Raw genomic sequence first — 10,219 nt, 5'->3', positions numbered from 1 at the left:
TGCACCCCATTACTCATCATCATCAAAATCCTCATACTCAAGCTCCTCCTCACCCTCCATAAGCGGAACCGTCGCATCATCCATCAACGACCCCGGATCTTCATTCCCCGGATCATTGATAAACGGCAATCCGCTGGGGCCTTTTTCTTCCTTGCCTTCGGTTTCGGGAGTCATGGCGCACCTCATTAATCTCAAATGTGTAAACGTTCGAAAAGTATGGCCGCTAATCGTTCCAGCGCATGACGCGCAGGCGCAAAAAACCCGGCATAAAGCCGGGTTTCCGTAGAACCGATCACTCAACGATGACGGTTCTTGTGTTTGTTCTTGTGCTTGTGGCCGCCCCCGGAGTGCGACTTGCCGCCATCGTCACCCAGGTTGTTGCCGACCGCGCCACCCGCCGCGCCGCCCAAGCCTGCGCCGATGGTCGAACCGGTGGAGCCGCCGAGGCTGTTGCCGATCACTGAACCGCCAGCGGCACCGAGGCCACCGCCAATGGCGGCTTCCGTGCGGTTGCGTTTGTTCGCTCCGACGGCACTGCCGGCTGCACCACCAACACCAGCGCCCACCGCAGCACCGGTGCTGCCGCCGAGTTGGCCGCCAACCACGTTGCCCAGCGCGCCACCCAATCCGCCACCCACGGCGGCTGTGCCATCACCAGCGGCCATGGCGCCTTGGGCCACCAGTAATCCCAAAACCAATGCGGATAATGTCAAGCGCATACAGACCTCACAGGTCCCGGATCGGGACGGTTCGCCCGCGGAGGGGGCTATGTGGCATTGGAGGCGAATTCGGGAAAAACGTTCAGCAACGGAAAGGCCCGGCATCAAACCGGGCCTTTTCAGACATGCGTTGGCAATCAGTGACGTTTGTGACCCTTGGACAGGTTGCTGCCCACCGCACCACCGGCTGCGCCGCCCAAGCCAGCACCGATGGTGGCGCCCGTTCTGCCACCCAGGCTGTTGCCGATGACCGAACCGCCCGCCGCACCGACGCCGCCGCCGATGGCTGCTTTGGTACGAGCACCTTTCTTGGCAGCCAGTGCACTGCCGGCCGCACCCGCTACACCAGCGCCAATCGCTGCACCGGTGCTGCCGCCCATTTTCTGACCAACCACGTTACCCAATGCGCCGCCCAGACCACCACCCAGTGCGGCAGTACCATCGCCAGCCATTGCACCTTGAGCAACCAGAAGCCCCAGAACCAGAGCAGGCAGAGTTAAACGCATGACGAAAACCTCAACAAAAGGAATAAAAAAGGGCGCAGATTGAATGCTGTTGCCGCGGCGATGTCCAGCGTTGCAGCGCACTTGGCGCCGATTGGACAGCGAATACGGAAAAGGTTTAATGACGGGCAAAAAAAAGCCCGCTGGGGAGACGGGCTGGAGACTTGCTTTCTAACGGATGGCTTCACCCTACTCAGGCGGGTGTGAAAAGTTTGTGAAAAAACCGGACAAAAGCTTCAATCCATGTAGGACGCTTCTTTACCAGGCAGGCATAAAAAACCCCGTTCAATGACGGGGCTCTGCGGTATAGAACTCACTTTCTGGAGCGGGTGGTGACCTTGGGCAGAAACTTCGCCTTTGGGCCCTTGGGTGCCGTGGACTTGATCTTGCCGGTCTGCACCGGATCCTCGCCAAATCCGGCCTGATACTCCGTCTGGCCGCAGCGCACGCAATTGTTGAATGAAAATTCAGCCCCGTCGTCTTCGATGTACGGATCAGTCATCTTTGCTCCCCTTCTCAAATGCGGGCCGACACTGGCAACCCTTTTGCCTGAAAAAATATCGACCTCCAAGGCTTTTGAGACTAGCCGGTCATTCCTGGACTTGTGATTCAGATCACTCGAAGCCCGACGAATGGCCTACGGAAATTAAACACAATGATGAACCGTTGGTCTCACGCCGCTAAAGATTCCCGGCAACTGGCCGCTGCCCTTTTTCCTACGCAATGAATCTCAAGGAGAGAACATGGAAATCAAAGGATTCCCGACACTGCCTGTTGTAAAACTCACGGATGAACAGATCGCCGCCGGCAAGGCCGGGGCGGAGAAACTCAAGGAAAAGATCGCTTCGGGTGAAATCGTCATCAAGCAGCCGACCGGACCGAGTCCGTTGCAGCCTGGCGTGATCTACCACCCGGACCCGGTTCAGCCAGTTCAACCCGGCGATACGCCGCCTCTCGTCGCGATCGACACGCCGCTGACCTACGATTCGAAAGGCACCATCCTGCTCAAACCGCAGGGCTGATTATCAGCACAGAGCCCATTCCGTTGAATGGGCTCACTAGCCTCAGCGCAACTTGACCGCCGTACCGGTCGCAAACACCACCACCATGCCACCCTTCCCTGCCGGCATGCTGATCTCGAAATCCACCCCGACCACCGCATCCGCCTGCAAAGCCCGCGCACGCTCCCTGATCTCGTCAGTCGCCTGGATACGTGCCTCCTTCAATGCCCGCTCCAGCGTCTGCGAACGCCCACCGAAAAAGTCGCGCATGCCCGCGAACATATCGCGAATCACATTCACGCCCTGCACCGACTCGGCACTGACGATGTCCAGATACGCCGTAATCTGCCGGCCTTCGACGGAGTGGGTGGTGGAAATGATCATGGAGGTCGTCCTTTTACATACCGGATAAAACCGCGATTGTAATGCCCTGGCAAAGGGAAGCCGAAGCAATCTCTGTGACCAAAAACCAGACGCCAGAATGCACAAAACCCCTGGCTTCTTTCGAAACCAGGGGTTTTGTTTACATCGAATTTGGCGGTGAAGGAGAGATTCGAACTCTCGATACAGTTTCCTGTATACACACTTTCCAGGCGTGCTCCTTAAGCCACTCGGACACTTCACCGTATCTCTTCAAACAGGTTCTGTCTGTCGAGGCGCGCTAATGTAGTCGAAAGCTTTTCTGATGGCAAACTTTTTTTCAGAATTTTCATGCGGTTAAGCGAAAAAGCCGCGACCGCCATCGAGAGTCCATGGCGATCCGGCCAATCTCGGGTAAACGCGGCCCTTCTATATAGACGCGCAGGCGTCAGGCACCGGGCGCGTTGCAGCGCATCGGCCAGTAAACAGTGACTGGCGGGTCAGTCACAGTGCTTTACCTGACCGGCGACGGTGGGTAACGTCTGCCCATCTTTCTTATAAGGAATTGCGCCATGAGCGACCTGATTGCCTACCACCTCGAAGACGGTATCGCGACCCTGACCCTTAGCAACGGCAAGGTCAACGCCATTTCCCCGGACGTGATCGCGGCCTTCAACGCGGCGCTGGATCAGGCGGTGGCGGATCGTGCCATTGTGATCATCACCGGTCAGCCGGGCATTCTCTCTGGCGGCTATGACCTGAAAGTAATGACCGCCGGCCCTAAAGAAGCGGTGTCCCTGGTGACTGCGGGTTCGACCCTGGCCCGTCGTCTGCTGTCGCACCCGTTCCCGGTGATTGTTGCTTGCCCGGGCCATGCCGTGGCCAAGGGCGCGTTCATTCTGTTGTCCGCCGACTATCGGATCGGTGTCGACGGTCCGTTCAGCATTGGTCTGAACGAGGTGCAGATCGGCATGACCATGCATCACGCCGGTATCGAGCTGGCTCGTGATCGTCTGCGTCGCTCGGCCTTCCATCGCTCGGTGATCAATGGTGAGATGTTTGATCCGCAAAGCGCAGTGGATGCCGGTTTCCTCGACAAGCTTGTAGCGGCCGAAGAGCTGCAAGGCGCTGCCCTCGCCGCCGCGCGTCAGTTGAAGAAAATCAACATGACCGCACACAAGAACACCAAGTTGAAAGTACGCAAGGCGCTACTGGAAGCCCTGGACAACGCGATCATTCAGGATCAGGAGCATCTGGGCTGATACCCGGCTCATTCCGATTCAGAAAAGCCCGACCGTCGTGTCGGGCTTTTTCTTACACGCCCAGTTAAAAACTCTGCAGCAGCTCTAGGACGCCTCTGACCAACAAGTCGGAAACATGCGCTTAAACATCGCCCATCTCCGGACTCTATAGCGGCAATTGCCGAAAACAGTGCACATCCGTACACTGCGCCACCTTTTGTCCCGATGGGCCTGAAAATGCTGTTCGTGTTTCGTATGTTGTTGATGGGCCTGCACTTTATTCTCGCGGGAATCCTCGGTGTGATCCTCGGGCTGTGCCGCCCATTCAATCCGGACAACAGTCGCCTGTGCGCCCGTCTCTATGCACTGCCGGCCATGTGCATTTTGCGCCTGCGGGTTAAGGCCGATGTCGGGCCGTTGATGAACAAGCCAGACAGCTGCGTGATCATCGCCAACCATCAGTCCAACTATGACCTGTTCGTGTTCGGCAACGTGGTGCCGCGCCGTACCGTGTGCATCGGCAAAAAGAGCCTGAAGTGGGTGCCACTGTTCGGGCAACTGTTCTGGCTGGCGGGCAACGTGTTGATCGATCGTGGGAACGCGCACAAGGCGCGCCAGTCGATGCTGACCACCACCGACACCTTGCAGCACAAAGACACCTCGATCTGGGTGTTCCCGGAAGGCACCCGCAACCTGGGTGAGGAACTGCTGCCATTCAAGAAAGGCGCGTTCCAGATGGCCATTGCCGCCGGGGTGCCGATCGTTCCGGTGTGTGTCAGCAGCTACATCAAACACATGCGCCTGAACCGCTGGCACAGCGGGAAAATTCTCATACGCTCGCTGCCGGCAATTCCTACCGCCGGCCTGAACATGGACGACATGCCCATGCTCATCAACCAGTGCCGCGAACAGATGCGCGAATGCATCGATGCGATGGACCGGCAGCTGCAAGCTGCGTGAAAAAGAAGCCCGCCCCGTGCGGGTTTTCTTTTGCCCGGTGAACTGTGCAGATTTCACTGACTCTCAAGCAGCGACACGGCTAAGCTGAAGCCATGTCTCCCCTGCCATCTGCCAAGAAGAAGTGAATCACCACCATGGGTCGAGTTGTTGCTGCTGCGGTTTACAGCGCTGGTAAGAAAGTCACCAATATTTCCCTCGACGAAGGCGCAGCCTGGGCCGCCAAGACCGGCCACTTCGTCTGGATTGGCCTCGAAGAGCCGAGCGCCCAGGAACTGTCCAACCTGCAACGCCAGTTCAACCTGCACGAACTGGCCATCGAAGACGCTCTCGAAAAACACAGCCGGCCAAAGCTGGAAACCTTTGGCGACGCGCTGTTCATCGTCACCTACTCGCCGGTGCGCGAACACGGGATTCTTCAGTTCATCGAAACCCATATCTTCGCCGGTAACGGCTACATCATCACCGCGCGTAACGGTCATTCGGCGTCCTACGCCCAAGTGCGCCAGCGCTGTGAGGCACGGCCGCTGCTGCTGGAACACGGGGAAGATTTCGTACTGTATGCGCTGCTGGATTTCGTGATCGAGAACTATCAGCCGGTGGGCGAAGCGATCCACGCCGAGATCGATGAGCTGGAACGCAACGTGCTGTGCAGTGCGCTCAATGAACACGACATCCAGAAACTCCATGGCCTGCGCCGAGACGTCTTGCGTTTGCGCCGTTACGCGGCGCCGATGGTGGAAATCGGCGAGGAGCTGCAGAAGCTGAGCTTCCCCTTCATCGACAAGAACATGCGCCCGTACTTCCGTGATGTGCAGATCCATGTCACGCGGCAGATGGAAGACCTGACCACCCTGGCCGACATTGCCAGCCAGACCATCGAAATCGGCGTGCTGCTGGAGGCGTCACGCCAGAGCGTGGTGCAGCGCAAATTCGCCGCGTGGGCGGCGATTCTGGCGTTCCCCACGGCAGTGGCGGGGATCTACGGGATGAACTTCCAGAACATGCCGGAGCTGAGCTGGCACTACGGCTATTTCGGCGTGCTGGGCTTTATCACGGTCGGCTGCGTGAGCCTGTGGGCGAGTTTCAAGAAATCCGGCTGGCTATAAGAAAAAACGCCCCCGTGCAAAACACGGGGGCGCCTGGGTTCAAGCAGCGGTCGGCTTGTGCGCCACGAAGCGCATCATCCATTCCGCCACGGTGGTGCCGTGGTGCTGATGTTCCAGGCTGGCCACACCCTTGCTGTACACCTGCTCGCCCAGCGCTTCCTGACGCAGATCCAGCAGCGCCCGCGAATAGTCGTGAATGAATTCCGGATGCCCCTGGAAGCACAGCACCTGATCGTTGATGTGGTACGCGGCGAACGGGCAGAAATCGCTGGAAGCAATCACCGTCGCGTTCTCCGGCAACGCCGTGACCTGATCCTGGTGGCTGATCAACAGCGTCAGCTCTTCGCGCACCGGGCTCATCCACGGCGCCTTGGCCGCCAGTTTGTAGTTGTGAATGCCGACACCCCAGCCTTGAGTAGCACGCTCGCTCTTGCCGCCCAGCAACAGCGCCAGCAGCTGATGGCCGAAGCACACGCCGAGCAGTTTGTCGCCCCGCTCGTAGCGGTTCAGCAGGTATTGCTTGAGGGTCTGGATCCACGGGTCGGTGCCGAACGAGTCGGCCTTGCTGCCGGTAACCAGATATGCATCGAAGGTCAGGTCATCACTCGGATAGTCGCCCTGCATCACGTTGTACACCGTGAACTCGGCGGCGATCGGCTGTTGCGAGAACAGGCGCTGGAACATCTGCCCGTAACCCTGATATTCATCGACCAGTTCCGGACGCAGGATGTCGGTTTCCAGAATGCAGATGCGTAGCGACATAAAAAATACCTGACACGTGATGGGAATAATGCACACCCCAGAGCCTGCCTTGAAACCACCCGGCAAGGCAAGCCCCGAAATGCCTCCCCGCCCCGTTAGAACAACTCGTCTTTCGCGGCTTTTTCCAGCAGCAACGCAGGCGGTGCGAAACGTTCGCCGTACTGTTCCGCCAGGTACTGCGCCCGCGCGACGAAGTCCTTCACGCCATATTGATTGATGAACTGTAACGCGCCGCCCGTCCATGCCGCAAAACCGATGCCGAAGATCGAGCCGACATTGGCGTCCGCCGTCGAAGTCAGCACGCCCTCCTCCACACAGCGCACGGTTTCGATGGCCTGCACGAACAGCAACCGATCACGTACATCCTTCGGCGAAATCTGCCCATCGGCTTTCTCGAAACGGGTCTTCAGTTCGGGCCACAAATGTTTTTGCCCACCTGCGGGGTACTCGTAAAAACCGCCTCCCGCTGCCTTGCCCGGCCGCTTGTATTCGTTGAGCAGCAAGTCAATCACGGCGAACGCCGGGTGCTCAATCAGCGGTTTCCCTTCTGCCTGCAGGTCTTTGGCCGTTTGCTGACGGATATGGCTCATCAGGCTGAGGGAAACTTCGTCGGAGATCGCCAGCGGCCCGACAGGCATGCCGGCCTTGCGGGCTTCGGTCTCGATCATCGGCGCACTGACGCCCTCACCCAGCATCGCAATACCTTCATTGGTAAAGGTGCCGAATACTCGAGAAGTAAAGAAACCGCGACTGTCGTTGACGACAATCGGGGTTTTCTTGATTTGCAGTACGAAATCGAACCCGCGTGCGAGGGTTTCGTCGCTGGTTTGCGCGCCTTTGATGATTTCCACCAGCGGCATCTTTTCCACCGGGCTGAAGAAGTGCAGGCCGATGAACTTGCCTTGATCCGGCACTGCAGTCGCCAACCCCGTGATGGGCAAGGTCGACGTGTTGGAAGCAATCACCGCGTCGGCGCCGACCACCTGCTGTGCTGCTGCCGAGACCTTGGCCTTGAGATCACGATCCTCGAATACCGCCTCAATGATCAGATCGCAACCTGCCAGATCGGCGTCGCTTTCGGTCGGATGGATGCGCGCCAGCACCGCTTCACGCTGCTGCGCAGTCATCTGCCCGCGAGCGACTTTCTTGTCCAGCAATGCCGCCGAATGCGCCTTGCCCTTTTCCGCAGCCGCGAGGTTGACGTCCTTAAGCACCACGTCGATCCCGGCCACAGCGCTGACGTAGGCGATTCCCGCCCCCATCATTCCGGCGCCGAGGACGCCCACGCGCTTCGTCACATAAGGCGCAAAACCCTGCGGACGCGAACCGCCAGCATTGATTTCATTGAGCTGGAACCAGAAGGTGCCAATCAGGTTTTTCGAGATCTGCCCGGTGGTCAGTTCGGTGAAATAACGGGTTTCGATCAGGTGCGCCGTGTCGAAATCCACCTGCGCACCTTCCACCGCCGCGCACAGAATCTTCTCCGGCGCCGGCAACGTGCCCTGGGTTTTGGTGCGCAGGATCGACGGCGCAATCGCCAGCATCTGCGCGACTTTCGGATTGGAGGGCGTGCCGCCGGGAATCTGATAGCCCTTCACATCCCAACGCTGCACCGCCGCAGGATTGGCCAGAATCCAGGCCCGGGCCTTGGCCAGCAGCTCATCGCGATCCGCTGCCAATTCATCAATCAGCCCCGCCTGCAACGCCTGCTGCGGACGGACTTTCTTGCCTTCGAGCAGATACGGCAAAGCCTTTTCGATGCCCAACATGCGCACCATCCGCACCACGCCACCGCCGCCCGGCAACAGGCCGAGGGTCACTTCCGGCAAACCGAGCTGCACCGACGCATCGTCCAGTGCCACCCGGTGGTGGCAGGCCAGGCAGATTTCCCAGCCGCCGCCGAGCGCCGCGCCGTTGATCGCCGCGACCACCGGTTTGCCGAGGGTTTCCAGGGTGCGCAACTGGCCCTTGAGGGTCAGCACCATGTCATAGAAGGCCTTGGCTTCGGGCTTGCCGACCTTGATCAGTTCATTCAGGTCGCCGCCGGCGAAGAAGGTTTTCTTGGCCGAGGTGATGATCACCCCGGCGATCTCATCTTTTTCCGCCAGCAGTCGGGCGACGCTTTCAGCCATGGCCTCGCGGTACACCGCGTTCATGGTGTTGGCGCTCTGGCCCGGCATGTCGATGGTCAGGAGAACGATGCCGTCCTGGCCTTTTTCGTAACGAATGGCTTGGGTCATGACAGGTTTCCTTGAGGTCAGAGGCGTTCGATGATGGTGGCGATGCCCATGCCGCCGCCGACGCACAGCGTCGCGAGGCCGTAGCGCAGGCGTCGGGCTTCCAGTTCATCGAGCAAGGTGCCGAGGATCGCGCAACCGGTGGCGCCCAGCGGGTGGCCCATGGCGATCGAGCCGCCATTGACGTTGACCTTGTCCGGGTCGACGGCCATGTCCTTGATGAATTTCAGCACCACCGAGGCGAACGCCTCGTTGACTTCAAACAGGTCGATGTCTTCCACCCGCAGCCCGGCCTTGGCCAGTGCCTTGCGAGTGGCCGGCGCCGGGCCGGTGAGCATGATGGTCGGATCGGTGCTGGTGACCGCCGTGGCGACAATCCGCGCCCGGGGTTGCAGGCCCAACGCGCGTCCCTTGGCCTCGGAGCCGATCAACATCAGCGCCGCGCCGTCGACGATCCCCGAGCTGTTGCCCGGCGTGTGCACATGGTTGATCCGCTCGACATGGCTGTAGACCCGCAGTGCCGTGGCGTCGAAGCCCATCTGGCCGATCATCTCGAAGCTCGGCTTGAGTTTGCCCAGACCTTCGAGGGTCGACTCGGCGCGAATGAACTCATCGTGATCGAGCAGGATGATGCCGTTCTGGTCCTGCACCGGCACCAACGACCTGTTGAACGAACCGTCGGCCCGGGCACGGGCGGCTTTCTGTTGCGAGTGCAGCGCGTAGGCATCGACGTCCTGCCGGCTGAAGCCTTCAAGGGTGGCGATCAGGTCGGCGCCGACGCCTTGTGGCGTGAAGTGGCTGTGCAGATTGGTCTGCGGGTCCAGCGCCCAGGCGCCGCCGTCGCTGCCCATCGGCACGCGGGACATGGATTCGACGCCGCCGACCACCACCAGCTCTTCGAACCCGGAGCGCACTTTCATCGCTCCCAGGTTCACCGCCTCCAGCCCGGAAGCGCAGAAGCGGTTGATCTGCACGCCGGCGACGCTGACGTCCCAATCGGCCACCTGCACGGCGGTCTTGGCGATGTCCGAGCCCTGATCGCCAATCGGCGTAACACAGCCAAGCACCACGTCATCGACCTGGCTGGTGTCCAACGCCGTGCGTGCCTGCAAAGCGGTCAGCAGCCCGGCCACCAGGTTCACCGGCTTGACGCTGTGCAGCGAACCGTCGGCCTTGCCCTTGCCACGGGGCGTGCGTAACGCGTCGAAAATCAAAGCTTGGGTCATGACGTCCTCGAACCTGTGCGGTGAGTGAAATTCGTGCTGTCACTGTTGTCTTCGCAGGCGACGGATTCAATGACCACAGCGCTCAATGACGTTGACGCGCACGC

Annotated in this window: 12 protein-coding genes and 1 tRNA gene; 4 read left to right on the top strand and 9 right to left on the bottom strand. The window is 59.8% G+C overall.

Annotation, left to right across the window (positions count from 1 at the left end):
- Positions 1-9: 9 nt before the first annotated feature.
- From CAF76_RS28725 to CAF76_RS09610, 4 genes are all read right to left on the bottom strand, one after another.
- Positions 10-174, bottom strand: a complete 165-nt coding sequence (locus CAF76_RS28725; protein ID WP_169429543.1) for a hypothetical protein — start codon at positions 172-174, stop codon at positions 10-12.
- A 122-nt stretch (positions 175-296) separates the two neighbouring features.
- Complete coding sequence (locus CAF76_RS09620) at positions 297-719, bottom strand: YMGG-like glycine zipper-containing protein (protein WP_085649385.1); 423 nt, start codon at positions 717-719, stop codon at positions 297-299.
- A 137-nt stretch (positions 720-856) separates the two neighbouring features.
- The gene (locus CAF76_RS09615) at positions 857-1,225 is read right to left on the bottom strand and encodes a glycine zipper domain-containing protein (protein WP_007952176.1); all 369 of its coding nucleotides are present in this window, start codon (positions 1,223-1,225) and stop codon (positions 857-859) included.
- A 310-nt stretch (positions 1,226-1,535) separates the two neighbouring features.
- A complete protein-coding gene (locus CAF76_RS09610; protein ID WP_039769953.1) occupies positions 1,536-1,724 on the bottom strand; it encodes a hypothetical protein in 189 nt (62 codons plus the stop codon).
- Between the two features lie 241 nt (positions 1,725-1,965).
- Between CAF76_RS09610 and CAF76_RS09605 the strand changes: the two genes are divergently transcribed.
- A complete protein-coding gene (locus CAF76_RS09605; RefSeq protein WP_064594653.1) occupies positions 1,966-2,244 on the top strand; it encodes a hypothetical protein in 279 nt (92 codons plus the stop codon).
- Positions 2,245-2,286: 42 nt separating this feature from the next.
- Here CAF76_RS09605 and CAF76_RS09600 read toward each other — a convergent pair whose 3' ends face one another.
- Together CAF76_RS09600 and CAF76_RS09595 are read right to left on the bottom strand one after the other, a co-directional pair.
- On the bottom strand, positions 2,287-2,607 hold the full coding sequence (locus tag CAF76_RS09600; RefSeq protein WP_085649384.1) for a YbjQ family protein: 321 nt from the start codon (positions 2,605-2,607) through the stop codon (positions 2,287-2,289).
- A 151-nt stretch (positions 2,608-2,758) separates the two neighbouring features.
- Positions 2,759-2,848, bottom strand: a tRNA-Ser gene (locus tag CAF76_RS09595).
- A 307-nt stretch (positions 2,849-3,155) separates the two neighbouring features.
- Here CAF76_RS09595 and CAF76_RS09590 point away from each other — a divergent pair.
- The 3 genes from CAF76_RS09590 (at position 3,156) to CAF76_RS09580 (ending at position 5,890) form a co-directional block, all read left to right on the top strand.
- Positions 3,156-3,845: a crotonase/enoyl-CoA hydratase family protein gene (locus CAF76_RS09590; protein ID WP_085649383.1), complete on the top strand. Its 690-nt coding sequence runs from the start codon at positions 3,156-3,158 to the stop codon at positions 3,843-3,845.
- A gap of 216 nt (positions 3,846-4,061) precedes the next feature.
- Positions 4,062-4,784: a 1-acylglycerol-3-phosphate O-acyltransferase gene (locus tag CAF76_RS09585; RefSeq protein WP_085649387.1), complete on the top strand. Its 723-nt coding sequence runs from the start codon at positions 4,062-4,064 to the stop codon at positions 4,782-4,784.
- Between the two features lie 134 nt (positions 4,785-4,918).
- Positions 4,919-5,890, top strand: coding sequence for a magnesium and cobalt transport protein CorA (locus CAF76_RS09580; RefSeq protein ID WP_064594647.1), 972 nt, complete (start codon positions 4,919-4,921; stop codon positions 5,888-5,890).
- A gap of 39 nt (positions 5,891-5,929) precedes the next feature.
- Here the strand turns inward: CAF76_RS09580 and CAF76_RS09575 are convergent, their stop codons facing one another.
- From CAF76_RS09575 to CAF76_RS09565, 3 genes are all read right to left on the bottom strand, one after another.
- Positions 5,930-6,652 (bottom strand): amidotransferase, encoded by a 723-nt coding sequence (locus tag CAF76_RS09575; protein WP_085608794.1) that lies wholly within the window; start codon positions 6,650-6,652, stop codon positions 5,930-5,932.
- A gap of 95 nt (positions 6,653-6,747) precedes the next feature.
- Positions 6,748-8,892, bottom strand: coding sequence for a 3-hydroxyacyl-CoA dehydrogenase NAD-binding domain-containing protein (locus CAF76_RS09570; protein WP_085649382.1), 2,145 nt, complete (start codon positions 8,890-8,892; stop codon positions 6,748-6,750).
- 17 nt (positions 8,893-8,909) lie between these two features.
- Positions 8,910-10,115 (bottom strand): acetyl-CoA C-acetyltransferase, encoded by a 1,206-nt coding sequence (locus tag CAF76_RS09565; RefSeq protein WP_085613481.1) that lies wholly within the window; start codon positions 10,113-10,115, stop codon positions 8,910-8,912.
- Between the last annotated feature and the right edge of the window lie 104 nt (positions 10,116-10,219).

It is taken from the genome of Pseudomonas sp. B40(2017) (assembly GCF_002112855.1).
Taxonomy (GTDB): Bacteria; Pseudomonadota; Gammaproteobacteria; order Pseudomonadales; family Pseudomonadaceae; genus Aquipseudomonas; species Aquipseudomonas pharyngis.
The sequence above is the reverse complement of the archived record's forward strand: the minus strand, read 5'-3'. Positions and strand labels throughout refer to the sequence as shown.

Coding starts and splice junctions, on each gene's coding strand:
- CAF76_RS09620 (WP_085649385.1), bottom strand. CDS start 719: ATGCGCTTGACATTATCCGCATTGGTTTTGGGATTACTGGTGGCCCAA.
- CAF76_RS09610 (WP_039769953.1), bottom strand. CDS start 1,724: ATGACTGATCCGTACATCGAAGACGACGGGGCTGAATTTTCATTCAAC.
- CAF76_RS09565 (WP_085613481.1), bottom strand. CDS start 10,115: ATGACCCAAGCTTTGATTTTCGACGCGTTACGCACGCCCCGTGGCAAG.
- CAF76_RS09615 (WP_007952176.1), bottom strand. CDS start 1,225: ATGCGTTTAACTCTGCCTGCTCTGGTTCTGGGGCTTCTGGTTGCTCAA.
- CAF76_RS09585 (WP_085649387.1), top strand. CDS start 4,062: ATGCTGTTCGTGTTTCGTATGTTGTTGATGGGCCTGCACTTTATTCTC.
- CAF76_RS09575 (WP_085608794.1), bottom strand. CDS start 6,652: ATGTCGCTACGCATCTGCATTCTGGAAACCGACATCCTGCGTCCGGAA.
- CAF76_RS09600 (WP_085649384.1), bottom strand. CDS start 2,607: ATGATCATTTCCACCACCCACTCCGTCGAAGGCCGGCAGATTACGGCG.
- CAF76_RS09605 (WP_064594653.1), top strand. CDS start 1,966: ATGGAAATCAAAGGATTCCCGACACTGCCTGTTGTAAAACTCACGGAT.
- CAF76_RS28725 (WP_169429543.1), bottom strand. CDS start 174: ATGACTCCCGAAACCGAAGGCAAGGAAGAAAAAGGCCCCAGCGGATTG.
- CAF76_RS09570 (WP_085649382.1), bottom strand. CDS start 8,892: ATGACCCAAGCCATTCGTTACGAAAAAGGCCAGGACGGCATCGTTCTC.
- CAF76_RS09580 (WP_064594647.1), top strand. CDS start 4,919: ATGGGTCGAGTTGTTGCTGCTGCGGTTTACAGCGCTGGTAAGAAAGTC.
- CAF76_RS09590 (WP_085649383.1), top strand. CDS start 3,156: ATGAGCGACCTGATTGCCTACCACCTCGAAGACGGTATCGCGACCCTG.